This window comes from Bradyrhizobium sp. WBAH42 (genome assembly GCF_024585265.1).
Taxonomy (GTDB): domain Bacteria; phylum Pseudomonadota; class Alphaproteobacteria; order Rhizobiales; family Xanthobacteraceae; genus Bradyrhizobium.
The window spans coordinates 6,196,970-6,222,019 of sequence record NZ_CP036533.1; the positions used below are offsets into that span (position 1 = coordinate 6,196,970).

At 65.6% G+C, this 25,050-nt stretch carries 29 protein-coding genes; 17 read left to right on the plus strand and 12 right to left on the minus strand.

Annotated features, from left to right (window positions below):
• Window positions 1–4: 4 nt before the first annotated feature.
• The 3 genes from DCG74_RS29235 to DCG74_RS29245 form a co-directional block, all read right to left on the minus strand.
• Entirely contained in the window at window positions 5–811 is an 807-nt protein-coding gene (locus DCG74_RS29235; protein ID WP_172783006.1) for a xanthine dehydrogenase family protein subunit M, read from the minus strand.
• Between the two features lie 27 nt (window positions 812–838).
• The gene (locus DCG74_RS29240) at window positions 839–1,324 is read right to left on the minus strand and encodes a (2Fe-2S)-binding protein (protein WP_014494194.1); all 486 of its coding nucleotides are present in this window, start codon (window positions 1,322–1,324) and stop codon (window positions 839–841) included.
• A 149-nt stretch (window positions 1,325–1,473) separates the two neighbouring features.
• The gene (locus DCG74_RS29245) at window positions 1,474–1,920 is read right to left on the minus strand and encodes a carbon monoxide dehydrogenase subunit G (protein ID WP_036012850.1); all 447 of its coding nucleotides are present in this window, start codon (window positions 1,918–1,920) and stop codon (window positions 1,474–1,476) included.
• Between the two features lie 172 nt (window positions 1,921–2,092).
• On the opposite strand from DCG74_RS29245, the gene DCG74_RS29250 reads away from it, so the two are divergent.
• From DCG74_RS29250 to DCG74_RS29260, 3 genes are all read left to right on the plus strand, one after another.
• Window positions 2,093–3,448, plus strand: a complete 1,356-nt coding sequence (locus DCG74_RS29250) for a 3-carboxy-cis,cis-muconate cycloisomerase (RefSeq protein ID WP_172783005.1) — start codon at window positions 2,093–2,095, stop codon at window positions 3,446–3,448.
• 15 nt (window positions 3,449–3,463) lie between these two features.
• Window positions 3,464–4,246: a 3-oxoadipate enol-lactonase gene (pcaD, locus tag DCG74_RS29255; RefSeq protein ID WP_172783004.1), complete on the plus strand. Its 783-nt coding sequence runs from the start codon at window positions 3,464–3,466 to the stop codon at window positions 4,244–4,246.
• Between the two features lie 102 nt (window positions 4,247–4,348).
• Complete coding sequence (locus tag DCG74_RS29260) at window positions 4,349–4,741, plus strand: carboxymuconolactone decarboxylase family protein (protein WP_024340834.1); 393 nt, start codon at window positions 4,349–4,351, stop codon at window positions 4,739–4,741.
• On the opposite strand, the gene DCG74_RS29265 is transcribed toward DCG74_RS29260, so the two are convergent.
• Both DCG74_RS29265 and DCG74_RS29270 read right to left on the minus strand, forming a co-directional pair.
• The gene (locus DCG74_RS29265) at window positions 4,703–5,242 is read right to left on the minus strand and encodes a hypothetical protein (RefSeq protein ID WP_172783003.1); all 540 of its coding nucleotides are present in this window, start codon (window positions 5,240–5,242) and stop codon (window positions 4,703–4,705) included. The two genes, DCG74_RS29260 and DCG74_RS29265, sit on opposite strands and share 39 nt — an antisense overlap.
• Window positions 5,243–5,506: 264 nt before the next feature.
• Window positions 5,507–5,671: a hypothetical protein gene (locus tag DCG74_RS29270; protein WP_172783002.1), complete on the minus strand. Its 165-nt coding sequence runs from the start codon at window positions 5,669–5,671 to the stop codon at window positions 5,507–5,509.
• A 263-nt stretch (window positions 5,672–5,934) separates the two neighbouring features.
• Between DCG74_RS29270 and DCG74_RS29275 the strand changes: the two genes are divergently transcribed.
• The 5 genes from DCG74_RS29275 to DCG74_RS29295 all read left to right on the plus strand — a co-directional run bounded on the left by DCG74_RS29275 (window position 5,935) and on the right by DCG74_RS29295 (window position 11,011).
• Window positions 5,935–6,852, plus strand: coding sequence for a branched-chain amino acid ABC transporter permease LivH (locus DCG74_RS29275; RefSeq protein WP_172783001.1), 918 nt, complete (start codon window positions 5,935–5,937; stop codon window positions 6,850–6,852).
• A gap of 5 nt (window positions 6,853–6,857) precedes the next feature.
• Window positions 6,858–8,177: a high-affinity branched-chain amino acid ABC transporter permease LivM gene (gene livM, locus DCG74_RS29280; protein WP_172783000.1), complete on the plus strand. Its 1,320-nt coding sequence runs from the start codon at window positions 6,858–6,860 to the stop codon at window positions 8,175–8,177.
• On the plus strand, window positions 8,174–9,007 hold the full coding sequence (locus DCG74_RS29285; RefSeq protein WP_172782999.1) for an ABC transporter ATP-binding protein: 834 nt from the start codon (window positions 8,174–8,176) through the stop codon (window positions 9,005–9,007). The genes livM and DCG74_RS29285 overlap by 4 nt, the downstream gene beginning before the upstream one ends.
• Complete coding sequence (locus tag DCG74_RS29290) at window positions 9,004–9,741, plus strand: ABC transporter ATP-binding protein (RefSeq protein ID WP_172782998.1); 738 nt, start codon at window positions 9,004–9,006, stop codon at window positions 9,739–9,741. Before DCG74_RS29285 ends, DCG74_RS29290 begins: the two co-directional genes overlap by 4 nt.
• 151 nt (window positions 9,742–9,892) lie before the next feature.
• Window positions 9,893–11,011, plus strand: a complete 1,119-nt coding sequence (locus tag DCG74_RS29295; RefSeq protein WP_172782997.1) for a branched-chain amino acid ABC transporter substrate-binding protein — start codon at window positions 9,893–9,895, stop codon at window positions 11,009–11,011.
• A gap of 106 nt (window positions 11,012–11,117) precedes the next feature.
• Here the strand turns inward: DCG74_RS29295 and DCG74_RS29300 are convergent, their stop codons facing one another.
• Window positions 11,118–11,504, minus strand: coding sequence for a response regulator (locus tag DCG74_RS29300; RefSeq protein ID WP_172783794.1), 387 nt, complete (start codon window positions 11,502–11,504; stop codon window positions 11,118–11,120).
• Between the two features lie 234 nt (window positions 11,505–11,738).
• On the opposite strand from DCG74_RS29300, the gene DCG74_RS29305 reads away from it, so the two are divergent.
• Genes DCG74_RS29305 through DCG74_RS29315 form a run of 3 tightly spaced genes read left to right on the plus strand, consistent with a single transcriptional unit; the run spans window position 11,739 to window position 15,887 of the window.
• Window positions 11,739–14,564, plus strand: coding sequence for a PAS domain S-box protein (locus DCG74_RS29305; protein ID WP_246708691.1), 2,826 nt, complete (start codon window positions 11,739–11,741; stop codon window positions 14,562–14,564).
• A gap of 58 nt (window positions 14,565–14,622) precedes the next feature.
• Window positions 14,623–15,621, plus strand: coding sequence for a P1 family peptidase (locus DCG74_RS29310; RefSeq protein WP_172782995.1), 999 nt, complete (start codon window positions 14,623–14,625; stop codon window positions 15,619–15,621).
• A gap of 53 nt (window positions 15,622–15,674) precedes the next feature.
• A complete protein-coding gene (locus DCG74_RS29315; protein WP_172782994.1) occupies window positions 15,675–15,887 on the plus strand; it encodes a KTSC domain-containing protein in 213 nt (70 codons plus the stop codon).
• Between the two features lie 114 nt (window positions 15,888–16,001).
• Here the strand turns inward: DCG74_RS29315 and DCG74_RS29320 are convergent, their stop codons facing one another.
• Window positions 16,002–16,772, minus strand: coding sequence for an EF-hand domain-containing protein (locus DCG74_RS29320; protein WP_172782993.1), 771 nt, complete (start codon window positions 16,770–16,772; stop codon window positions 16,002–16,004).
• Between the two features lie 254 nt (window positions 16,773–17,026).
• Between DCG74_RS29320 and rpe the strand changes: the two genes are divergently transcribed.
• The 5 genes from rpe to DCG74_RS29345 all read left to right on the plus strand — a co-directional run bounded on the left by rpe (window position 17,027) and on the right by DCG74_RS29345 (window position 19,001).
• On the plus strand, window positions 17,027–17,728 hold the full coding sequence (gene rpe / locus DCG74_RS29325) for a ribulose-phosphate 3-epimerase (protein WP_172782992.1): 702 nt from the start codon (window positions 17,027–17,029) through the stop codon (window positions 17,726–17,728).
• Between the two features lie 47 nt (window positions 17,729–17,775).
• Complete coding sequence (locus DCG74_RS29330) at window positions 17,776–18,375, plus strand: hypothetical protein (protein WP_172782991.1); 600 nt, start codon at window positions 17,776–17,778, stop codon at window positions 18,373–18,375.
• 90 nt (window positions 18,376–18,465) lie between these two features.
• The gene (locus DCG74_RS29335; protein WP_172782990.1) at window positions 18,466–18,606 is read left to right on the plus strand and encodes a hypothetical protein; all 141 of its coding nucleotides are present in this window, start codon (window positions 18,466–18,468) and stop codon (window positions 18,604–18,606) included.
• 5 nt (window positions 18,607–18,611) lie between these two features.
• On the plus strand, window positions 18,612–18,791 hold the full coding sequence (locus tag DCG74_RS29340) for a hypothetical protein (protein ID WP_172782989.1): 180 nt from the start codon (window positions 18,612–18,614) through the stop codon (window positions 18,789–18,791).
• A gap of 21 nt (window positions 18,792–18,812) precedes the next feature.
• Entirely contained in the window at window positions 18,813–19,001 is a 189-nt protein-coding gene (locus DCG74_RS29345; protein WP_025037262.1) for a hypothetical protein, read from the plus strand.
• A gap of 129 nt (window positions 19,002–19,130) precedes the next feature.
• On the opposite strand, the gene DCG74_RS29350 is transcribed toward DCG74_RS29345, so the two are convergent.
• The 5 genes from DCG74_RS29350 to DCG74_RS29370 all read right to left on the minus strand — a co-directional run bounded on the left by DCG74_RS29350 (window position 19,131) and on the right by DCG74_RS29370 (window position 23,480).
• Window positions 19,131–20,564: a bifunctional serine/threonine-protein kinase/universal stress protein gene (locus tag DCG74_RS29350; protein WP_172782988.1), complete on the minus strand. Its 1,434-nt coding sequence runs from the start codon at window positions 20,562–20,564 to the stop codon at window positions 19,131–19,133.
• A gap of 6 nt (window positions 20,565–20,570) precedes the next feature.
• On the minus strand, window positions 20,571–21,311 hold the full coding sequence (locus tag DCG74_RS29355; RefSeq protein ID WP_172782987.1) for a metallophosphoesterase: 741 nt from the start codon (window positions 21,309–21,311) through the stop codon (window positions 20,571–20,573).
• 117 nt (window positions 21,312–21,428) lie between these two features.
• Entirely contained in the window at window positions 21,429–22,034 is a 606-nt protein-coding gene (locus tag DCG74_RS29360; protein ID WP_172782986.1) for a hypothetical protein, read from the minus strand.
• Window positions 22,027–22,713: a hypothetical protein gene (locus DCG74_RS29365; protein ID WP_172782985.1), complete on the minus strand. Its 687-nt coding sequence runs from the start codon at window positions 22,711–22,713 to the stop codon at window positions 22,027–22,029. The genes DCG74_RS29360 and DCG74_RS29365 overlap by 8 nt, the downstream gene beginning before the upstream one ends.
• Entirely contained in the window at window positions 22,710–23,480 is a 771-nt protein-coding gene (locus tag DCG74_RS29370) for a MotA/TolQ/ExbB proton channel family protein (RefSeq protein ID WP_172782984.1), read from the minus strand. Before DCG74_RS29370 ends, DCG74_RS29365 begins: the two co-directional genes overlap by 4 nt.
• A 199-nt stretch (window positions 23,481–23,679) precedes the next feature.
• Here DCG74_RS29370 and DCG74_RS29375 point away from each other — a divergent pair, with 199 nt between their 5' ends.
• Window positions 23,680–25,050, plus strand: a complete 1,371-nt coding sequence (locus DCG74_RS29375; RefSeq protein WP_172782983.1) for a sensor histidine kinase — start codon at window positions 23,680–23,682, stop codon at window positions 25,048–25,050.

Below are 25,050 nucleotides of genomic sequence, written 5' to 3' on the forward strand. Positions count from 1 at the left end.
CAGCTCATTCCTTGGCATTGGCGGCGTCGACGGCGCGGCGCGTCAGCACGCCGATGAGATGCGCGCGGTATTCGGCGCTGCCGTGGATGTCGCTGTTGAGGCCTTCCGCCGGTACCGCGATGCCCTCCAGCGCCTTCGAGGCGAAGCGCTTCTTTAGGGCCTCCTCGAATGCGGTGACGCGGAACACGCCTTCGGAGCCCGCACCGGTGACGGCAACGCGCACATCCGACGGACGCCGCGCCACGAACACGCCGACCAGCGCATAGCGCGAGGCCTGGTTGCGGAACTTGACGTAGGCGGCCTTCTTCGGCAGCGGAAACATCACCTTGGTGATGATTTCGTCCGCTTCGAGCGCGGTCGTGAACAGGCCCTGGAAGAACTCTTCCGCCTTGAGCCGGCGCTTGTTGGTGACGATGGTGGCGCCGAGCGCGAGCACCGCGGCGGGATAGTCGGCCGTCGGATCGTTGTTGGCGAGCGAGCCGCCGATCGTGCCCCTGTGGCGCACGGCGGGATCGCCGATTCCGCCGGCGAGATTCGCCAGCGCCGGGATCGCCTCGCCGACGATGGCCGAGGTCGCGACCTCGGCGTGCTTGGCGGTGGCGCCGATCACCAGCGAGCGGCCCTTCATCTCGATCGTGTTGAGCCCCTCGATGTGGGAGAGGTCGACCAGATGCGGTGGGCTCGCGAGGCGCTGCTTCATGACGGGAAGCAGCGTGTGACCGCCGGCGATCACCTTGGCGTCCTCGTTCTTCACCAGGAGGTTGGCCGCCTGGCGCACGGTGCCGGGGCGATGATATTTGAATTCGTACATTTGAATGTCCTGATCGCGGGGTGCGCGTTACGCGAGATCGGATTTCGCCATCGCCTTGGCGCCGGCGGAGATCGACGCCACGATGTTCTGGTAGCCCGTGCAGCGGCAGAGATTGCCTTCGAGCTCCTCGCGAATGGTGTGGTCGTCGAGCTCGTGGCCCTTGCGGTGCACGATGTCGATCGCGGTCATGATCATGCCCGGCGTGCAGAAGCCGCACTGCAGGCCGTGGTGCTCGCGGAAGGCCTCCTGCATCGGATGCAGCGGCGCGCCGTCGGCAGCGAGCCCCTCGATCGTCTTGACCTCGTGACCGTCGGCCATCACCGCAAGCGTGGTGCAGGACTTCACGGCCTTGCCGTCGAGATGCACGACACAGGCGCCGCACTGCGAGGTGTCGCAGCCGACATGGGTGCCCGTCAGGCGCAGATTCTCGCGCAGGAATTGCACCAGAAGCGTGCGGGGATCGACGTTGGCCGTCACAGGATTGCCGTTCACGATGAGGGAGATTTTTGCCATAAGCACTCTCTATCAGCGCCCCAACGGGTCCCGTCGAAGCGGTTCTTATAATTATTCCAACCCATCATATGGGCCATTATGCCCCGGGGCAACATCGCCCAGGGCGCAAGGCGCCATGCCGAAGGCGCTATGCTAAAGGTATTGGACCTTCAGCCCTGCACCGCCTTGGCGAAGTTCGCGAAAAATTCGTCGGCCAGCTTCTTGGCGGCGCCATTGATAAGGCGTTGGCCGAGCTGCGCCAACTTGCCGCCGATCTGCGCCTCGACGTCGTAGGAGAGCAGCGTGCCGCCGTCCTTCTCGGCGAGCTTGACGGCCGCGCCGCCTTTGGCGAATCCGGCCACCCCGCCCTCGCCCTCGCCGGAAATCTTGTAGCCGTTCGGCGGGTCGAGATCGGACAGCGTGACCTTGCCCTTGAAGCGCGCCGACACCGGCCCGACCTTCATTTTCGCCGTCGCGCGGAAGCCGCCGTCGTCGGTCTTCTCCAGCTCCTCGCAGCCGGGGATGCAGGCCTTCAGCACCTCGGGATCGTTGAGCTTGGCCCACACGGCCTCGCGCGGCGCCGCAAGCTGGACTTCGCCGTTCATCGTCATGGCCATGAGGGTGCCTCCCGGATCGCGCAACTATACTGCTGATCAAGTAACGCAGCGACGCGGCAAAGAAAAGGCCGGCGCCCGGTCACGTGCAATGCATATTCGCAACTGCAAAATGACGTGTGCGGGCGGTGGGGGATTGGCAGGGCCGGGCCATGATGATTAGGTCGCGCGCAACATGAGCACATCCATCTCCCCCCTGCTCGCACCGATGCTGTCGAGCGCCGCCATGCGCGCGATCTGCGACGATCGGTCGACCCTGCAGAACATGCTCGATTTCGAGGCAGCCCTGGCACGCGCCGAGGCCGCCAGCGCGGTGATTCCGGCATCCGCCGTCGGATCGATCGAGGCGGCATGCAAGGCCGATGGCTTCGACCTCGCCGCACTGGCGGAGGCCGCGACGCGATCGGGCAATCTCGCGATTCCCCTGGTCAAGATGCTGACCGCCAATGTCGCCAAGAATGACGCGGAGGCCGCGCGCTACGTGCATTGGGGCGCGACCAGCCAGGACGTCATCGACACCGCGACCATGCTGACGCTGCGCGCCGGCATCGCCGCATTGGACGCCGACCTCAGCCGCGCCATCAAGGGCTTTGCCGCGCTGGCGCGCAGCCATCGCAATACCGCGATGGTGGCGCGGACCTGGCTCCAGCACGCGCTGCCGATGCCGTTCGGGCTGAAGGCCGCCGAATACGCCTCGAGCCTTGCCCGCGCCCGCTGCCGCCTGCGGCGGCTCTCCCGCGAGGGCCTCGCCCTGCAATTCGGCGGCGCCGCCGGCACGCTCGCTGCGCTCGGCGACAAGGGGCTCGCGGTGGCCGAACGGCTGGCGCAGGAGCTGAACCTGCCGCTGCCGGAGGCGCCCTGGCATACCCATCGCGACCGCATCGCCGAGGCTGCATCCTGCTTCGCCATTCTCGCCGGCAGCTGCGGCAAGATCGCGCGCGACGTCTCGCTGCTGATGCAGACCGACGTCGCCGAAGCGTTCGAGCCGGCCGGCGAAGGCCGCGGCGGCTCCTCGACCATGCCGCACAAGCGCAACCCGGTCGCCGCCGCGAGCGCGCTGGGCGCCGCGACCATGGCCCCGCAGCTCGCCGCGACGATTTTCGCCGCCCAGGTGCAGGACCATGAACGCAGTGCCGGCCCCTGGCACGCCGAATGGCCGACGCTGCCGCAATTGATGCTGGTCACCTCCGGCGCGTTGGCTGCCGTCGTCGACATCGCCGAGGGTCTCGAGGTCGATGCGGCGCGCATGCGCAGCAATCTCGATGCGACGCACGGGTTGATCATGGCGGAGGCCGTCACCTTCGCGCTCGCCGAAGCCATCGGCAAGAGCGATGCGCATCATCTGGTCGAGGCCGCGAGCAAGCGCGCCGTCGCCGAGAAGAAGCATCTGCGCGAGGTGCTGTCGGCCGATTCGCAAGTCACCGCGCACCTTACGCCGGAAAAAATTGCGGCACTGTTCGAGCCGATGGCCTATCAAGGGGCGTCACAGGCGCTGATCGACCGCCTGCTCGACAACCTCGATCAAGATTAGGAGTGGAGACGCCGCATGCCCATGATCGATGCCGACGGATGCCTCCTCAACGTCTCCGTCGAAGGCCGCGACGGCGGGCCGACCTTGATGCTGTCGAACTCGCTCGGCTGCACGCTGCAGATGTGGGAGCCACAGATGAAGGCGCTGACGCAGGTGTTCCGCGTCATCCGCTACGACCGCCGCGGCCACGGCAAGTCGAACGTTCCGCCCGGCCCCTACACGATGGAGCGCTTCGGCCGCGACGTGCTCGCGATCCTCGACGATCTCAACATCGAGAAGGTGCATTGGTGCGGCCTGTCGATGGGCGGCATGGTCGGGCAATGGCTCGGCGCCAATGCGCCCGAAAGGTTCGGCAAGCTCATCCTCGCCAACACCTCCTGCTATTATGCCGAGCCGACCCGATGGCTGGAACGAATCGAGGCGGTGAAAAAAGGCGGCATCGCCGCGGTCGCCGACGCTGTGATCGCGGGCTGGCTCACCCAGGATTTCCGCGAGCGCGAGCCTGCGATCACCGCAAAGATGAAATCGATGCTGCTGGCGTCACCCGTTGAAGGCTATCTCGCCTGCTGCGAGGCGCTGTCGACGCTCGACCAGCGCGCGCTGCTGCCGAAGATCAAGAGCCCGACGCTGGTGATCGCCGGCCGCCACGACGTGGCGACGCCGATCTCGGCGGCCGAATTGATCCGCTCCAACATTCCCGGCGCCAGCATGACCATCATCGACGCCGCGCACATCTCCAACGTCGAGCAGCCGCATGCGTTCACGGATGCGGTGGTGGGGTTCCTGACGCAGCGCTGATCTCACAACTCGTCATTGCGAGCGCAGCGAAGCAATCCAGACTGCCGCCGCGGAAAGATCCTGGATTGCCTCGCTGCGCTCGCAATGACGAAGGAGGAAACGATGGACGACCAGAAGCGCCGCGATGCCGGCATGAACGTGCGCCGCAAGGTGCTGGGTAATGCCTGGGTCGACAAGTCGATCGCGAACCGCAATGCGTTCAACACCGACTTCCAGGACTTGATCACCCGCTACGCCTGGGGCGAGATCTGGACGCGGCCGCATTTCGACGAGCGCACGCGGCGCGTGCTCGTGATCGGCACCATGGTCGCGCTCGGGCAATGGGACGAATTCCGCCTGCACGTGCGTGCGGCGCTCGCCGAGGGCGGCTTCACGCCCGACGACATCAAGGAGATCCTGCTGCAGCAGGCGATCTATTGCGGTGTGCCGGCGGCGAACCACGCCGTCAAGGAAGCCTCAGCGATTGTGCAGGAGCTCGGCCTGCTCAAGACCTAAAGGCTGAAGATTCGGCGGCGCGGCGGCCTCGGCCGTCTTCGGCGCAGCCGCCGGCTTCTCGATCACGACCACGATGGCCGCACCGAGCAAGAGCAGAAGCTCGGTGGCGTGCAGCCGAAGCGCGGCCAGCTCGCCGACCTTCGAGGCCATCACCATGCTGGCAAAGGAGATCAGGCTGCCGATCGCCAGCGCAATCCCGAGCGCCTCGTCACTGCCGCCGCCCTTGCGGGTTCGGGGAATGCAGAGCAGCACGAGATAGATCGCGAAGAACGCCACCACGGTCAGCCGTCCGAGCGCCAGCAGCCAGGCGGCACGCACCGTGTCCATGCCCGCCATCTGCAGGTGGTCGCTCAGATACAGCGCCACCGCGACGCTCGGCCGCTCGTAAAGGCCGTGCACGGGCGCAACAATGATGTTGAAGGCGACGAGGCTCCATACGGGAATGAAATAGGCCGCCAGCAGCGCGCCGTTGACCGAGCCGATCCGCCAGTTCCTGAACATGCCGCTTCCCGCCTGGTTTGCCGCGCCTTCGATGGAAGGCGGCGGCCATGCCGGAGCTAACTCGCATCAGACTGTGGCGGCAATTTAAACCCTTTGTTTACCTTAACTGCCTGCTCCCGTGGCGCCATTCGGGTGCGCAGCCCCAGACCCGGAATCTCGAGATTGTCGGGTTCGGCTCTTCGAGTCGCCCCGGAACGACTCTTCAATAAGAAAAAGGCCCCGCCTCTCGGCAGGGCCTCACCCTCTTACTTCTGGGCTCCCAAACTACTTGTCCTGCTGACCCTGCTGGCCCGGGCGATCGCCCTGGCGCATCGGATCGTTCTGCTGCTGCTGTCCGGGTTTCTGACCGCCGCCCTGCTGCTGCCCGGGACGCTGCTGGCCGGGGTTCTGGTTCTGCTGACCCGGATTCTGGTTCTGCTGCTTCGTCATTCGGGGAAACTCCCTTGTTGGACGTCAGAGGGAAGACAACGGCCCGCATCCACTTTGGTTGCCTGCGGAACCCGGTTCCTCGCAGGTGCGGGAACCCGGCGGCAAAATGATCTCTGTACAAGCCTTAAGGCGGAGACCGGGCCAGTTGCAGCCGCCAGTTCCCTCCTGTTACAAAACCATGTGAACGCTCAAGGGCTGCCGGGGCCCAAGAACTCTCTGCAAGAGCTCCCTTTGAGCCGCGTCAAGTTTGGGTACGGCAGCTTATGGATTATTTCGCCCAGCAGCTCATCAACGGCCTCGTGCTCGGCTCCATCTACGGCCTGATCGCGATCGGCTACACGATGGTCTACGGCATCGTCGGCATGATCAACTTCGCCCATGGCGACGTCTTCATGATCGGCGGCTTCATCGCCCTCATCACCTTCCTGATCCTGATCTCGCTCGGCCTCACGGCCGTTCCCGTGATCCTGCTCGTGGTGCTGCTGGTGTCGATGGCAATCACCGCGCTCTATGGCTGGACCATCGAGCGCATCGCCTACCGGCCGCTGCGCCATTCCTTCCGCCTCGCCCCGATGCTGTCGGCCATCGGCATGTCGTTCGTGCTGACGAATTATTCGCAAGTGGCGCAAGGCGCCCGCGTCAAGCCGATCCCGCCCTTCATCACCGGCGGCTATACGCTGCACGAGAGCCAGGACGGCTTCGTGATCCAGCTCTCCAACATCCAGATCATGGTGGTCCTCACCACCATCGTGCTGCTGGCGATCTTCACCTGGCTGGTGTCGCGCACCCGGCTCGGGCGCGACATGCGCGCCTGCGAGCAGGATCAGACCATGGCGGCGCTGCTCGGCGTCGACGTCGACCGCACCATCTCCATGACCTTCGTGATCGGCGCCGCGCTCGCCGCCGTCGCGGGCCTGATGTACCTGCTGTATTACGGCCTGGTCGACTTCTTCATGGGCTTCGTCGCCGGCATCAAGGCCTTCACTGCCGCCGTGCTCGGCGGCATCGGCTCGCTGCCCGGCGCCATGCTCGGCGGGCTCGCGATCGGCCTGATCGAGACGTTCTGGTCGGCCTATTTCTCGGTCGAGTACAAGGACGTCGCGGCGTTCTCGATCCTGATCGTCGTGCTGATCTTCATGCCGACCGGCCTGCTCGGCCGTCCCGAAGTCGAAAAAGTCTGACGCGCGTGACAGCTCCCTCGACCCACACGACCAAACCTGCAACGGGCATCCCCGCCCTCCTCAAGACCGCCTTCATCAACGCAGTGATCGCGCTGGTGCTATTCTCGCTGATGGTCGGCATCCGCACCGAGGCGGGCTCCGAGGGCCAGCTCACTTACTGGACGCGATTCGGCGAGCTCGCCTCCCTCGTCGCCGCCGTGTTCGGCGGCTCGATCGTGATCGAGCTGCTCAGGCAATGGATCGGCCCGGCCGGCACCGAGAAGCTGGTGCCACCAGCGGTGCAGAAGGGCATGTCGCTGGTCGGCCGCTACCTTGCACCCGCGCTGCTGATCTTCACGCTGCTGGTGCCCGTCATCTTCTATAACCAGCGCTACATCCTCGACCTCGCCATTCTCGTACTGACCTATGTGATGCTGGGCTGGGGCCTCAACGTCGTGGTCGGGCTCGCCGGCCTGCTCGATCTCGGCTACGTCGCCTTCTATGCGGTCGGCGCCTATTCCTACGCGCTGCTCGCCACCAATTTCGGCTGGTCGTTCTGGATCTGCCTGCCGCTCGCCGGCATCCTCGCCGCATTCTGGGGCGTGCTGCTCGGCTTTCCCGTGCTGCGCCTGCGCGGCGACTATCTCGCCATCGTGACGCTCGCCTTCGGCGAGATCATCCGCCTCGTCCTGATCAATTGGCAGAGTCTGACCGGCGGACCGAACGGCGTATCCGGTATTCCGCGTCCGACCCTGTTCGGCATTCCGCTGAGCAACACCGACGATGGGCTGGCCGCCATGCTCCGCATCGAGTATTCGCCGACCCACCGTATCGTCTTCCTGTTCTATCTGATCCTGGCGCTGGCGCTGCTCACCAACTGGGTGACGATCCGCCTGCGCCGGCTGCCGATCGGGCGCGCCTGGGAGGCCTTGCGCGAGGACGAGGTCGCCTGCCGCGCGCTTGGCATCAACACCACGACGACCAAGCTCACGGCGTTCGCGACCGGCGCGATGTTCGGCGGCTTCGCCGGCGCCTTCTTCGCCACCCGCCAGGGCTTCATCAGCCCGGAATCCTTCACCTTCCAGGAATCGGCGCTGGTGCTCGCCATCGTCGTGCTCGGCGGCATGGGCTCGCAGCTCGGCGTCGCGCTCGCGGCGCTGACCATGATCGGCGGGTTCGAGCTGTTCCGCGGCCTCGAGACCTATCGCATGCTGGTGTTCGGCTGGGCCATGGTGCTGATCATGATCTGGCGGCCACGGGGCCTCGTCGGCCATCGCGCGCCGACCGTCTATCTGAAGAAGGCGCAGGCCATCTCCTCCGACCTCGTCAAGGAGGGCCACGGATGAGCGGCGAGCGTATCCTCCACGTCGATCAGCTCACCATGCGCTTCGGCGGCATCGTTGCCGTGCAGAACCTGTCGTTCGCGGCGGAGCGGCGCAAGATTACGGCGCTGATCGGACCGAACGGTGCGGGCAAGACCACCGTGTTCAACTGCATCACCGGCTTCTACAAGCCGACCGGCGGCGCCATCCGCCTCACCCACGATGACGGCAGGGAAATCGCGCTCGAGCGGCTCAACGACTTCCGTATCGCCAAGCAGGCCAAGGTCGCGCGCACCTTCCAGAATATCCGCCTGTTTCCCGGGATGACCGTGCTCGAAAACCTGATGGTGGCGCAACACAACATGCTGATGCGCGCCTCGGGCTTCACCTTGCTCGGCCTTGTCGGCGCGCCGGCCTATCGCGACGCCGAAAAGCGCGCGATCGATCTCGCCACCGACTGGCTGAAGCGGGTCAGCCTGCTCGACCGCGCCGACGATGCGGCCGGCAATCTCGCCTATGGCGATCAGCGCCGCCTCGAGATCGCGCGCGCGATGTGCACCGAGCCTGCACTCCTGTGCCTTGACGAGCCGGCTGCAGGCCTCAACGCGCGAGAGAGCGCCGCGTTGAACGAACTCCTGCTTTCGATCCGCAACGACCTTGGAACGTCGATCCTCCTGATCGAGCATGACATGTCGGTCGTGATGGAGATCTCCGACCACATCGTGGTGATGGATCACGGCGTGAAGATCGCACAAGGCACGCCGCGCGAGGTGCGCGACGATCCCAAGGTGATCGCCGCCTATCTCGGCGCCGACGAGGAAGAGGCCATGGCCGTCATGGAGAGCGGATCGTGACGGCGGCATCCCCCCTGCTCGCGATCCGGGGCCTGCGCGCGGCGTACGGCAAGATCGAGGCCTTGAAGGGCGTCGACGTCGACATCAATTCCGGCGAGATCGTCGCGCTGATCGGCGCCAACGGCGCCGGCAAGTCGACGCTGATGATGACGATCTTCGGCAAGCCGCGCGCCCGCGCCGGGCAGATCCTGTACGAGGGCAGGGACATCACGGCCGTCCCGACCCACGAGATCGCCCATTTGCGCATCGCGCAGTCGCCCGAAGGCCGCCGCATCTTCCCGCGCATGAGCGTCGCCGAAAACCTCCAGATGGGGGCCGACGTCACCGAGAGCACGCCGGCGGAACGGGAGAGCACGCTCGAGCGCGTGTTCGCCCTGTTTCCCCGCCTGAAGGAGCGTTTCGCCCAGCGCGGCGGAACCCTGTCCGGCGGCGAGCAGCAGATGCTGGCGATCGGCCGCGCCTTGATGAGCCGCCCTCGCCTGCTCATGCTCGATGAACCCTCGCTGGGGCTCGCCCCGCTCATCGCGCGGCAGATTTTCGACGCCATCCGCACACTGAACCGGCAGGACGGCCTGACCGTGCTGATCGTCGAGCAGAACGCCAACCATGCCCTCAAGCTCGCCCACCGCGGCTATGTCATGGTCAATGGCCTGATCACGCTGGCCGGCAGCGGCGCCGAATTGCTGCAGCGCCCCGAGATCCGCGCCGCTTATCTGGAAGGCGGCCGGCACTGACCGGCCCCGCCCTGCGCGAGAATGCGGCTAGATATCTTGACCTATGCCCGTATTTTGCCGGTGACTTCTCCTCGAATTCATTCAAGAATGGCGCCGGTTTGAACCGGGCATGCCCGGCAACTTCCACAGGCGACCACCCGCGAGGTATCTCATGAAATCACTGAAGCTCATCGGTCTAGCATTCGGCGCATCGCTCGCGCTGTCGAGCGCGGCATTCGCGCAGGATGTCACCGTCGCAGTCGCAGGCCCGATGACCGGCGGCGAGTCCGCCTTCGGCCGCCAGATGAAGAACGGCGCCGAGATGGCCATCGCCGACATCAACGCCGCCGGTGGCGTCAACGGCAAGAAGCTCGCGCTCAACGCCGAGGACGACGCCTGCGATCCGAAACAGGCCCGCTCGGTGGCGGAAAAGATCGCCGGCGCCAAGATCCCGTTCGTCGCCGGCCATTTCTGCTCGTCGTCTTCGATCCCGGCCTCTGAAGCCTATGCGGACGGCAACGTCCTGCAAATCACTCCGGCTTCGACCAACCCGCTCTTCACCGAGCGCAAGCTGTGGAACGTGGCGCGGGTGTGCGGCCGCGACGACCAGCAGGGCCTGATCGCCGCGCAATACATCGCCAAGAACTACAAGGGCAAGAACATCGCCATCCTCAACGACAAGACCACCTACGGCAAGGGACTTGCGGACGAGACCAAGAAGGCGCTCAACAAGGCCGGCATCACCGAGAAGCTCTACGAGAGCTACAACAAGGGCGACAAGGACTTCAACGCGATCGTCTCGCGCCTGAAGAAGGAGAATGTCGAGCTCGTCTATGTCGGCGGTTACCATCAGGAAGCCGGCCTCATCCTGCGCCAGATGCGCGATCAGGGCCTGAAGACGGTGCTGATGTCGGGCGACGCGCTCGCCGACAAGGAGTACGCCTCCATCACCGGTCCCGCCGGCGAAGGCACGCTGTTCACCTTCGGTCCCGATCCGCGCAACAAGCCGACCGCGAAGAAGATCGTCGAGGCGTTCAAGGCCAAGGGCATCGATCCGGAAGGCTATACGCTCTATACCTACGCTGCGCTGCAGGTCTGGACGCAGGCGGTCAAGAAGGCCGGCACCACCGACGCCAAGAAGGTCATGGAGACCATCAAGGCCGGCAAGTGGGACACGGTGCTCGGCCCGATCGAAATTGACGCCAAGGGCGACCTCAAGCAGATCGACTATGTCGTCTACAAGTGGGACGCCAAGGGCAATTACGCCGAGCTCGGCGCCAAGGGTTCTTGATCAAGGGTTCCTGATCAAGGATGCTCGTCGGGGATCCCGATCAGCGATCCCGAAGGCTCTGCCATCGCGACCGCGCCCCGGCTTGCCGGGGCGTTCTTTTGCCCGGTCAGACCGCGGCCGAGATCTCGCCGCCCGCCGCGGCCTGGGCCTTGCGGAGCGCTTGCAGCAGATCGTTCGGCCGAAACGGCTTTTGCAGGCAGGCGAGGTTGGCGAGGTGGGGCGATTGGTCCATGAAATCGAGCGCCGTCATCCCGGATACCGCAATCACGGGCAGCGCTGGCGCGCGCTCGCGCAGGGCCGTGATGACATCGACGCCATTGGTATCGCCGAGGAAGATGTCGACGATCGCCGCGTCAAAGGGGCTTTCCGCAAACGCCTTCAGCCCCGCCGCGCCGCTTTCGGCCTCCATGACCTCGAAACGATTGACCCGAAGCACGATCGCGATCATCGCACGGACGTCCTTCTGGTCGTCGATGATGAGCACGCGTGGCATCGGAGCAACTCCCGATCTCGAAACCAAAATCGCCTGTTTCAAACCTGGAACCCGCCGCAGCGGATGGGCATTATGACCCCGCCCCGTAAAGCGCACCTTACTGATCCCTGTTCCGTGCATCCACCGAAATTAGGTAAGCTGTAACCCTCGGTTGAGTCGCAAACCGGTTCCGTCACGACCCGCGCCCAAAACCCGCTAGGATGAACGGATTGCCGGCGAATGAGACTAGCGGAGATGCTCAAACCCGACCTACTCAACACCGAGGCGCGCGAACTGGACGTGCCTGCGACGATCGACCGAACCACCTTTCTGTCGACCCTGCCGGCCACCTCGACCGACCGCACTGCAGCATTGACGATTGTCGGTGTGTCCTCCCTGCTGTTCGCCGCGGCCGTGCCCTTCGCCGGTACCCCGCTCCTGCCGGTCCCCGCCTTCGTCGCCAGCTATCAATCCGCGCTGGCCGTGAGCGACATCGTCACGGCCGTGTTGCTGCTATCGCAATTTGCGATTCTGCGGACCCGCGCGCTGCTGTGGCTCGCGAGCGGCTATCTCTTCACCGCCGCGGCGGCGCTGGTTCATGCCCTCACCTTCCCCGGCCTGTTCGCACCGACCGGACTCCTGGGCGCGGGCCGGCAGACCACGGTCTGGCTCTACATGGTCTGGCACGCCGGCTTTCCGCTCTGTGTGATGGCGTATGCCTGGCTGAAGGAAAAGGACGGTGGCCCCCGGATCCGCGGCGCGGCAAGCAACGCGATTTATGGCAGCGTGCTCTGCGTCATCGCCGCGATGGCCGTCTTCGCCTGGATCGTCACCGCACAGCACGATCGGTTGCCGGTCCTGCTGAGCGAGGGCCGCTACACGGCGACCATGATCGGAGTCGTGTCCTTCGTGTGGTCGCTGAGCTTTGCCGCGCTGGTCTCGCTCTGGTTCCGCAGGCCGCATACGGTGATCGATATCTGGCTCATGGTGGTCATGTGCGCCTGGCTGTTCGACATCGCACTGTCGGCGATCGTCAACGTCGCGCGCTTCGATCTCGGCTTCTATGCCGGCCGGCTCTACGGCCTCGCCGCGGCGACCTTCGTGCTCGCGGTGCTTCTGATCGAGAATGTCCGCCTGCAGGCGCGTACGGTGGGCCTCGTCGGAAGGCTGCGCCAGCAATCGGCCTCGGAACGCGACTATTTCGGCAAGCGCCTCGCGCTGTACGGCGCAGTGGTCGAATCGTCCAATGACGCGATCATCACCAAGTCGCTCGACGGCATCATCACCGGCTGGAACAAGGCCGCCGAACATCTGTTCGGCTACTCGGCCGCCGAGGCCGTCGGCAGGTCGATCGACATCATCGTGCCGCCGGATCGCAAGGGCGAAGTCAGGAGCATCCTCAACCGGATCGCCAGCAACGAGTCGATCGCCCAGCACGAGACGGTCCGAACCCGTAAAGACGGCCGCCCGCTGGACGTCGTCCTGAACATCTCACCGCTGCGGACCGACGATGGAGAGATCATCGGCGCTTCCAAGATCGCCCATGACATCACCGAAGAGAAGCAGGCCAGAGAGAAGCTGCGCCGCGAGACCGAGGAACGCCAGCGCATCTTCGAGACATCGCAGGACCTGATCCTGGTCACCGACGGCTACGGCAATTTCGTCCAGGTCAGCCCGAGCGTGCAGAACATTCTCGGCTACAGCCCCGAGGACATGGTCGGGCACAGCGCGATCGAGTTCATCCATCCCGACGATCTCGAGAAGACGCGGAGCGAGATGCGCGCAGCCCGTCGCGGCGCGGTCAAGCGCAGCTTCGAGGCGCGCTATTACCATTACGACGGTCACGAGGTCTCGCTGAACTGGATGGGCACGTGGTCCGAGCCGGTAAAGCGCCACTTCTTCATCGGCCGCGACCTCACCGACAAGCAGGCCGCCGAAGCCCAGCTCCGGCAGGTCCAGAAAATGGACTCGATCGGCCAGTTGACCGGCGGCGTCGCCCACGACTTCAACAACGTGCTGACCGTCATCACGGGCACGATCGGCATTCTCAGCGACGCGGTCGCCGACCGACCCGAGCTTGCCGCCATCACCAAGCTGATCGACGACGCCGCCGAGCGCGGCGCGCAGCTGACCAAGCATCTGCTCGCCTTCGCCCGCAAGCAGCCGCTCCAGCCGCGCGAGATCGACGTCAACGCACTGGTGCTTGAAGCCGCCAAGCTGCTGCATCCGACGCTCGGCGAGCAGATCAGCATCATGCCGCAGCTCACCGAGGATGCCTGGCCGACGCTGGTCGACCCGGGCCAGTTGTCCACCGCGATCCTCAATCTCGCGCTGAACGCGCGCGACGCCATGCCCGAGGGCGGCACCCTGGTGCTGGAGACCCGCAACATCTTCCTCGACGACGGCTATGCCAGCATGAATCCCGACGTCGTCGCCGGCAATTACGTGATGATCGCCGTCAGCGACACCGGCAGCGGAATTCCTGCCGAGCTGATCGACCGGGTGTTCGATCCCTTCTTCACCACCAAGGAGGTCGGCAAGGGCACCGGCCTCGGCCTCAGCATGGTGTTCGGCTTCGTCAAGCAATCGGGCGGCCACATCAAGATCTACAGCGAGGAAGGCCACGGCACGAGCGTGAAGATCTACCTGCCGCGCTCGACCGGGGTGCAGGAGACCGAGTTCGAGGCGCTCCAGAATGCGCCCATCACCGGCGGCAACGAGAAGATCCTGATCGTCGAGGACGATGCGCTGGTGCGGCAGTATGTCGTGACGCAGGTCAAAAGTCTCGGCTATACCGCGCTCGAGGCCGCCAACGGCGCCGAGGCGCTCAATATCATCGACAGCGACGAAACCATCGACCTGCTGTTCACCGACATCATCATGCCCGGCAACATGAACGGCCGCCAGCTGGCCGACGAAGCGCACAAGCGCCGCCCAGATTTGAAGACGCTGTTCACCTCGGGCTACACCGAGAACGCCATCGTCCATCACGGCCGGCTCGATTCCGGCGTGCTGCTGCTGGCCAAGCCCTACCGCAAGTCCGAGCTCGCCAAGATGCTGAGGACCGCGCTCGCCTGTTGAGCCCGCGGCATTGCTGCGCTATCGCAGATCGTGAATTGCTCTCGACGACGAGGCCGCCGTGAAGAACCTTCTCACCGACATCGCCGGCGTCCGGGTCGGCCATGCCGAGGACCCGAAAGTCGGCTCCGGCGCGACCGCGATCATCTTCGATTCTCCCGCGATCGCCGCGATCGACGTTCGCGGCGGCGGCCCCGGCACGCGCGAGGATGCACTGCTCGATCTTGCCAACACGGTCGAGCGCGTCGACGCCATCGCGCTGTCGGGCGGCTCGGCCTTCGGCCTCGACACCGGCGGCGGCGTGCAGGCCTGGCTCGCCGAGCAGGGCCGCGGCCACCGGGTTCGCGAAGCGCTGATCCCGATCGTCCCTGGGGCGATCCTGTTCGACCTGCTCAATGGCGGCGACAAGGCCTGGGGACGCTTCTCGCCCTATCGCGACCTCGGCTATGCCGCGGCGACCGCCGCCGCCAGCGCGGATTTCGCCCTTGGGAGCGTCGGCGCAGGCTTCGGCGCCACCACCGCGACGTTCAAGGGCGGGCTCGGCTCGGCATCGGCCGTGACGCCGAGCGGAATCAAGGTCGCGGCGGTCGTCGCCGTCAACGCGGTGGGCAGCGTCACCGTCGGCAATGGCCCGTGGTTCTGGGCGGCACCGTTCGAGGTGGACGGCGAATTCGGCGGACGCGGCCTGCCGGACAAGTTCACCGAGGACATGCTCCGCATGCGCATCAAGGGCGGACCTGCCGCGAGCGCGCGCGAAAACACCACCATCGGCGCCGTCGTGACCAACGCGGTGCTGACCAAGCCCCAGGCCAAGCGGCTGGCGATGATCGCGCATACCGGCTTCGCCCGCGCGATCTATCCGGTGCACGCGCCGACCGACGGCGACGTGCTGTTTGCCGCCGCCACGTGCGAAAAGCCGATCGAGCCGCTGGTTGGCCTCACCGAGCTCGGCACGATCGCCGCCAACGTGGTCGCCCGCGCGATCGCCCGCGGCGTCTACAGCGCGACGGCCTTGCCCTTTCCGGGCGCGCAGGCGGCCTGGAAGGACCGGTTCGGCTAGGCCAGAAACGAAACGGCCCCCAAAGCGTTACACGGCGGACAAGGTGTGCGGCCATGCCCTCTTCCGTGATCCGCTTCTTTCGCTATGCGCCCGATACACGCGAGCTGAAGGTGACGTTCGTCAGCGGACGCCTCTATGTCTATGAGGATGTTTCGCCCGAGGTCGCTGCCGCGTTCGGGGATGCGCGCGCAAAAGGAACGTTCTTCAATCGCGAGATCCGCGACCGCTATGCCTATCGTGACATCACGCACGAATATGCCGGCTAAAGCGCGATGCGATGAGGATGAATCGTCATCGCGCTTCAGGTTATTGTTTGAGCATGATCTTTTCGGAAAACCGCTACGCACTTTTCCGGATCATGCTCTAGCTTCAGGATGCACTCACACGCTGATCGACATCGATGAAGCCGCTGCTCCCGCAGTGGCCTGCGCCTGGCGCTGCATCATCTGCCCGAACCAGTCATAAGGCGAGTTGCCGCCACCTTTCGCATTCGACGCGCTGGCGGCGCCCGGCACCGTCGTCGACATCTTGAAGCCGTCGGCATAGGTGACGGTGGTGGTGGTCGAGCCGTCGGCATTGGTCGTCGTGGTCGACGTCGAGCCGCGGCTGGATTGCGACGAGGAATTCGAGCCATCGCCCGCGCCCTGCGCGTGATGACGGCCGTGACCGCCCCTCAGCGCCTTCGTCATCTCGCCGAGATTGATGCTGCCATCCGCATTCGCATCCATCTTCGAGAACACGTCGTCGGCCTGGGCCAGGTTGGTGCCGCCCGCGCCGAGCGCGTCCTCGAACTCGGACTGGGTGATCTTGCCGTCGCCGTCCGCGTCGATCTGCGAGAACAGATCCTTCAGCGCAGCCTCCCGGCTCTTCGACGTCGAGGAGGTCGAGTTCGACGAGGCCGCGCCGTCGGCCGACTGGCTCTGCGCCGCGAACAGCGCGTTCATCGTCTCCGACGAGATCTGCGGATATTTGCCTGCATTGACCGACGAGGTCGCGCCGGCCGTGCTGCTGCTGCCACTGTCGATTGCGAACGGATTGACCGGCGCGCTCTGCGAGGCGCCCGTCTTGTGCGCCGCCGAGGACGATTTCGAGTTCGTCAGCGACTGGATCGCGTCGAGCGCGCTCGATACCGCACCTAGGGCTAACAACATTGCACAACTCCAACGGGATGCGACATGCCGCGATCAATGTTCTCCGGCTGAAGTCAGCAAGCACCGTGCCATCGCGAAAAGCTCAATGAAATCCGCACCCATCAGGTCGTGCAGGGCGCGGGAACATCGGCAATTCATGCCGCCAGCGGCAGAAATTTCCGCCCACAGGAAGCGCGTCCCTCCTGCATTGCCCGCCACAAGGGCCCATGTTAGGCGAGGCCATTCGTCGTCCGTCCGCCACGGGAAAACGCGCCATGACACAAGCTTTCGCCCCCCGCCCACTGGCCATCGCGCCCTCGATCCTGGCCTCGGACTTCTCCAAGCTCGGTGAGGAGGTGCGCAGTGTAGACGCCGCCGGCGCCGACTGGATCCATCTCGACGTGATGGACGGGCACTTCGTTCCGAACATCTCCTATGGCCCTGATGTCATCAAGGCGATGCGCCCGCACACCAAGAAGATCTTCGACGCGCATCTGATGATCTCGCCCTGCGATCCCTATCTCGAGGCCTTCGCCAAAGCCGGCTGCGACCACATCACCGTGCACGCGGAGGCGGGTCCCCACCTGCACCGCTCGCTCCAGGCGATCCGCGCGCTCGGCAAGAAGGCCGGCGTCTCGCTCAATCCGGCGACGCCGATCAGCGCGCTCGAATACGTCCTCGACCTCGTCGACCTCGTGCTGGTGATGTCGGTCAATCCGGGCTTCGGCGGCCAGGCCTTCATTCCCTCCGCGATCAACAAGATCCGCGACATCCGGGCAATGGTAGCGGGCCGTCCGATCGACATCGAGGTCGACGGCGGCGTCGGCCCCGATGTTGCGGGCGCGCTCGCCGCGGCCGGCGCCAACGCCTTCGTCGCCGGCACCTCGGTGTTCAAGGGTGGCACGCAGGACGCCTACAAGGCCAACATCGCCGCGATCCGCAACGCGGCACTTGGGGCACGCGGCGAGGCAATCTGAGACCATCGCTATCCGAACCGGTGCTGCGGCCGCTGCGACCAACGGGGATGGATGAACTCCGCACCACTCTGTTTTGCGCAGGCCTGCGGCGCCTGCTCGCCGAGACCCTTCAGGAGGGGGAGCAGGTGGTCTGGCAGGGTCAGCCCGACGGCGTTGCCCGCATGATGATGTGGCGGTTTCTCTGGTGGATCGGATTCCCCTGGCTGTTGCTGACAGTCATCGCCGTCAGGAATGATTGGATCGACCAAGCGACCCAACCTCTCGCGATGCTTGGAGTTGGGATGGTTGCAGCTCCGTTCGTGATGCTGCTGCAAGACCTGCAGACGCTTTATGTGATCACCGACCGCCGCGCGCTGATCTTGCGCACGGCCTGGAGCAGACGCAGCGTGACTGCTACTTCGTTCGACGCCATGGATGCAGTGTTCGAAATCCTCGACGTCGGCGGCGGCGGCGGCCACCTCAACTTTGCGTCAGGGTGCTCGACCCGTTCGCCCGATACCGACTACACCGGGCGCTATGGGTTTCGCTGTGTTCGAGACGCACGGCGCATCCGGGATATCCTCGATCATGCGCGCACCGGCAAAGTACGTCGGTCGCACCCGGAAAGAACTGCGGCTTCTACGGGTTCTGCAACGCGCAAAGCTTAAAATTGTAACCGTGGTCCGTACTCATCCGGACTTCACTGATTCGCGCAAATCACTGCAAGTGATTCCTGCCTGTTTTCGCGGGAGCACATCATGACGACGACCCTGGTTTGGACTGGCGTGGCGTTGTGGATTGGTTTCAGTGCGTTTGTCGTGTTTGGTCCATCGGCCGGCCCGGTCGAGGCCCCGGCCCGTTCGGCCCGCAACATCGGCCGCGCCCGCGACAGGGGCTGACGTCCATGCAGATCGCACTCGTGAAGCGTCAGCCGAAGCGCAGGTGCCGGATTCCACGGCGCCCGCATCCGAGCCTCGATGATTTCTTCGGCCGCCTCGAGCGCACCGATGGCACGCTGGACGATAATGCCGGGCCCGACAATTCGGACCTCGAGCGTTCGCTTGGCTCGCCGCGCCGCCACTGAGACTTCTTTCCGGACCGCCCCATGAAACCGCATTGCCCGAATTGCCTGAAGGAAATGACCAAGGCGTCCGCGTCGCGTAACCTGTTCAATTGCGAGCCCTGCCGCGAGATCATCCAGTATTTTGGCGGCAGCGCGGATCACGGCGAACCGGGGCCGCAATTCTCCTGGCCGATCCGCCGCAAGCGCGCCATGGCCGTCCACGCAGCCTGATCCAGCCCCGCAAATCGCCCCGGCCGGCCTAAAGCGCGATGCGATTAGGATGAATCGCCATCGCGCTTTAGGTTATGGTTTGAGCATGATCTCTTCGGAAAACCGCTGCACACTTTTCCGGATCATGCTCTAACCTTCGCCGGCCTCCGCTCCTCCGGCGTCCCCAGCCATCCGCGGCGGCCGCACCACGGTGACGGTGCAGCTCGCCTCCGAGGCCACCTTGGCCGACACGCTGCCGAGCAGCGTGCGCCGGAACGAGCTCTGCCGGGCGCCGATGATGACGTGGTCGACCTGGTTGGCCTCGGCAAACTCCAGGATCGCGGCGGCGGGGTCGACAGCCTCCAGCACGTGAGCCGATAGCCGGCTCTCGTCCAGCTTGAGCGGCGTTGCCCAATGCCTGAGCGCGACCAGGCGATCGATATGCTTGTTGGAGCCCTGCTCGTCCAATGTCCGATCGATCGCGATGCGGTTCAGCTTGAGCACGTTGACGCAGGCAAGCCGCGCCGAGGGCAAGGTGGCGAGGATGCGCTCGGTGGTCACGCGCAGCGCCTCGTTCAGCTCCGGAGCGCCCTCCGCGGTGTCGAGCGCAACGGCGAGGATTGGGCTCGATGCGATCTGGGCTGCGACGTCCGATTTCGCGCGCGGTGCCATGGCGCCCTGGTTGAAGCGCCGCCGCCAGGCGACGCCGAGGGAATCGCGTTTCACCCGCTCCGAGCGCGCGGTGAGCTTGACCTTGTCGGGATGGGCGAGATCGAAGGCGAGCTGGGACGCCGTCGGATAGCGCCACACCGGCTCGATCTCCAGACACCGCAACACCACCTCCTGAAGCCAGGGCGGATAATCCGCGCGAAGCTTCCGCGGCGGATGCGGATCGCGCCACAGCCGGCGCCGCATCGCCCGTAGCGTCTCGCCCTCGCCGAACGGCCGCTCGCCGGTGGTGAAGAAATAGAGCAGCACGCCGAGCGAAAACAGATCGCTGCGCGGATCGTCGCGCACCCCGAGCAGCCGCTCGGGTGCCATATAGGGCGCGGTGCCGTAAGGCAGGCGGAATTCCTCCTGGAGGAGGTCCGGCAGGTGGTTGTGATGCGACAGGCCGTAGTCGATCAGCACCGCCTCGCCGCTCTCGCGAAACATGATGCTGCTCGGCTTGATGTCGTGATGGATCACGTTCTGCCGATGCAGATCGGCAAGCGCTGTCGCGATCCTGGCGACGAGCTGCCGCGCCTCGTCATAAGGCAGCGGCAGGTCGGGGAGCCGCTTGTACAGCGTGGCACCTGGAATGCGCTCGATCACGACATAGGCTTGGCGGGCAAAATCGCCGGTGCCGAAGCAGGCCGGCACGTGCGGCCCCGCAAGCCGCGGCAGGATCATCATCTCCATCTCGAAGGAGACGATCGCGGCGGGGTCCTCGCCCTCCGACACCCGCGGGATCTTCATCAGCATGGGCACGTCGATGCCGGGATGGGTGACGGTCCACAGCGTCGCCATGCCGCCGGCATGCACGCATTCGCCGATGGTGTAACCGTCGATCTCCGCACCTGATTTGACCAGGGGTTTCGGCATCGGCCTCTAGCGCCCCTGCGACAGCCGGTCGGCGAGCCAATGCGGCAGGCCGTTGTCGCGGATCCGGCTCGCGGCCGTCTCGATATCGTAGGGCGCACGGCAATAGGTGATCTGGCTCGACACGGTGTCGAACAGCGCGAAGGCCGCGGACGGATCGCCGTCTCGGGGCTGGCCGACCGAGCCGAGCACCGCGAGCCATTGCCGTCCACGCAGCAGCGGCACCGAGACATCGGTCTTGGGCACGAGGCTCGACATCTTCGCCGTCACGGACATCGAATAGAGCGCCGGCCTGTGGATGTGGCCGCAAAAGGTGACGTGGGCCTGCGTCGCAATCAGGCTCTTGGCGGCGTCCACGGTCGAGCGGACATAGTGCCAGCGCTGCGGATGCGAGGCTTCCGCGTGCACGAACAGGCGGCCATCGTCCTCCACCTGCATCGGCAATTCGGCCAGGAACCGCCGCTGCGCGGTGTCGAGGCGGCCGCGGGTCCATTCGATCGCGATCTGCGCCTCGGTGTTCATGGTCTCGGCCGTGGAATTGATCGCCTGGTCGTGATTGCCGCGCACCGCGACGGCGCCCTGCGCGACCAGCTCCATCGCGGTGTCCACCGCCCATTCCGGATCGGCGCCATAGCCGACGAAATCGCCGAGCAGGACGAACTGCTCCGCGCCCCTGGCGCGGGCAACCTTCAGGCAGGCCTCGAACGCCTGCCGGTTGCCATGGATATCCGAGAAGACAGCGAGAAGCACGCACCCTCCACCCTCAAGTTCCTATTCGAGGCCGATGAAGCCAAATTGAGGGACGTCAACAAGATGCGCCAGCGCCGGGCCGTTTGCCAGCACTGCCCTGCCGTGATGGTGAAGGGCCTATTGCTCGTCCTTCGGCGGCATCCGAGGCGGCGGAATCGGGGTGAACACGGCGCCTTGGGCACCGGCCGGCGGGGCATTGAACTCGCCGGTCGAGGAATCGCCGCCGCTGGTCTCCAGGATGGTCTTGGGCGTCACATACTCCCGGACCATGTCGATCAGGCTGCCGTCGCCGCCGCCGAAATCCGCGGCGCGCCCGCCTTGCGGATGACCGGCCGCGATCTCGTTCTCCGCGGCGTGGGTCTTGTCGGCCAGCCGGTCATTGTAGGGCACACGAAAGGCGCGCGGGATGCCGCTCGGGCGATTGTCCTCGTCCAGCGCCTCGACCCAGAGATAGATCGAGCCGGGATCGCCCTGAAGCGAATGCGGCTCGACGATACGGGCCTTCAGCAGCTTGAAGGTCGCCGGCAGCCGGTCGGAGCTGGCCCAGCCGAGCAGCCCGCGCATTTCGGTGAAGCTGAAGATGTAGAAGGTGCTGGTCACGACCACGGCGACCGCCTTCAGCGACCAGTGCAGCCGCGCATAGACCAGAACGACCAGCAGCAGCGCGCCGATGACGGCATAAGCGACCGACAGCGTCAGGATGACCGCCTGCGGATTACTCACGGCGCACCCTCACAGCGTTCCTGCTCACACCGGTCTTGGGGTCGACGTCGGCGCCGTTGCGCCAGCTGCTGCGGAACGTCTCCAGCAGCGATTTCGGCCGCTGATCGACATTGACGACCTTGCCTTCCGCATCGATCCGGAAACGGACCGCGGTCTTCTCGTCGCCGGTATGGTCGAGCGTGAACTTGTTGTCGAAGATCACCTGCGCGGTTGGATTGAGCTTCTGCACCTTCACATTGGCCGTCACAGGCTCGCCGGTGGTGGCAACGAAATGCGAGACGTTGACGGTGTATTCGCCGGCGAGGATGCCGCGCACGGTGACGATCTCCTCGCGGATGGGCGAGGCGATCTTCTTGCCGTTGACGATGATGAAATCGTTGGCCCCGCCGCGATCGTCGCGGTCGAGCGTCAGGAAGCCGGCTTCGCGATGGCGATACCAGGCGATGTTGCCGGCGGGATCCTGCACGAACAGGTCGAGATCGTCGGGGTGGCTGTCCGGCCAGTCCAGCGTGATCATGAACTCCGCCTTGGAGTCGATCTTGCCGTCCTTGGCATCCGGAGAGACCGCGAGCAACGCCAGGAAGAACAGGAACGCGATCACCTGCAGCGCCTTGAACAGCATCACGCCGAGGGGATCGAACGGCTCCTCGCGCGGATAGAGACCGAAATCATCCATCATGACGGCGTTCCAGCGCCTTTTCGCTCGAGCACCGGCGTCACATAAGTCTCGGTCAGCACCACCGCATCCGAGAACACCCGCTGGGTCGCGGCATCCAGCATGTAGTACTGGATGCGGACCAGGATCGAGCCGACGAGGCCGGCGAGTGTCGTGTACATCGCGACTGCCATGCCGTCGCTCATCAAGCCCATCGAGGAGCGCATCGCGACCTTGTCTGCGGCATCGAGCCCCGCGATCGGCGCCAGCATGATGATGAAGCCGATGATGGTGCCGAGCAGGCCGAGCTTCATCAGCGTATCCGAGACGAAGGCCCCGAACCCGTTGGAGCCGCGCAGGCGGTCGGCGAGCGTCCGCAGCAGCAGCGTCTGATCGACCGGGCGATAGCCCTGCGCGGCGGCCTTGGTCACCAGGCTTTCGATGTGGTCGCGCACCAGTCCGCGCGGCAGCGCCACAGCGCTTGCATCGAGCGCCTTGCTGCCGCCGGCCGCCGACAGCACTGCGCGGCAGCGCCGCGCCGCCGCCCCTTCCCGCGCGATCGCCCGCGTCCGCAGGAAGCAATGGCCGCAGGTGACAATGTAAAGCGCCGCGATGACGCTGGAAATGTAAGTGCGGTCCGAGGTCAGCATCAGATGGATCAGGCCGAAGCGCCACAACAGCACGACGGCAAAGATCGAGAGCCCGGTGAAGATCATCCAGAACAGCAACGCGCTGCGCTCGGATGGATCGGCAGCCTGGCTCGCAATTGGTCCAATCGTCATCGAACTCATGCTGCACCGCTCCTGGCTTGCAAGCACCGGCCTGCAACGTGTCCTCGCCGATTAGATCAAAGCCGCCGTTTCAGGTCCAAAGACCCATGCCCAATCCGGCTTGGGAAATTTGCCCGAGCTGCAATCCCGGCGTTCGCTGCGATTGGCAAGGCACGGCGGCGTTGTTAGGCTGACCTTACCAAACGTCGGGGATGATCGCATGCGCCTCGTGCTTCAGCTTGTCGCCCGCCTGCTTCTGATCGTAGCACTGTGCCTGGGAGCCGCGACAATATGGGCCACGTTCGACGCCTATCGCAGCGTCGATCGGGCGACGGCGGCCTCGGCGCAGCGGGTCGCGCAGGCGCTTCAGGCGCTGTATTGGCGCGAGCTGTTGTTGCGCAGCAGCAGGGCGCGCGAGCACCTTCTGCCGGTTCCGGACTGGCGCACGCTCGAGACGATGAAGCTGATCTCGCCCGGCGTCTGCGTCGAGTTCCAGCCCGCCGCGGCCTTCGAGAAGCCGCTCTGCGGCCAGAGCGAGGGGCTGGGCAAGACGCCGCCACGCTGGTTCGCGGCCATCGTGCCGACCTTCCTCGGCAGCCACACCGAGGTGGTGCGGCCCGTCAGCCCGCGCGCCGCGGCCGCCGGCACCGTCGTTGCGACGCCCGATGCAGCGGCCGCGATCTCGATCGCCTGGGACTACATCCTCAACGTCATCGACGTCGCGCTGCTGATGGCCGCGGCGATCGCCCTGCTCGCCTCGCTCGCCATCGCGCACGCACTTGCGCCGGCGCGCGCGATCGTCACCGCGCTTCAGCGCATGGCGCGCGGTCAGTATCACACCAGGCTGCCGCGCTTCCGCTCCATGGAGCTGGCGATGATCGGCAGCGCCGTCGGCGAGCTCGGCGGCCGGCTGGAGGAAGCAACCGAGCAGCGCGCCGCACTGACGCGCCGCCTGATCGAGATCCGCGACGACGAGCGCCGCGCGCTCGCCCGCGAGCTGCACGACGAGTTCGGGCAGAACCTGTCCGCCATCCTCGCCTTCGCCAACACGATCGAGACGGCGAGCACGAAGCAGAACGGAAACGATGGGATCGCGCAAGACGCGCGCATGATCTCGCAGGCGACGCACCATCTGATGGCCTCGCTGCGCGATGCGCTGAGGCGGCTGCGCAATCCGCTGCCGGAGGAGCTCGGGCTCGAGGCGAGCCTCGTCAATCTCGTCGACAGCTGGCGCTCGCACAGCGCGGCGCGACCGGCGATCCAGCTCGATCTCAGGGGCGATCTCACCGACATCAGCGGTCCGGCCGCCACAACGGCCTATCGCGTGGCACAGGAATGCCTGACCAACGCGCTGCGCCACAGTGCAGCGCGCGAGATCTCGCTCCGCGTCGAGCGGCGCGCGGGCGAGGAGGATGCGCTGCTGATCCGCGTCGAGGACGACGGCGGCGGCGATGCGGAGCGCGTCGCGCAATCGGCCGGCTTCGGCCTGACCGGTATCCGCGAGCGCGTCACGGCGGCCGGCGGATCGCTGTCGATCCTGCCCGCCCGCGGCGGCCTCAGCGTGGCCGCAACCATTCCGCTCGCTGCGTGA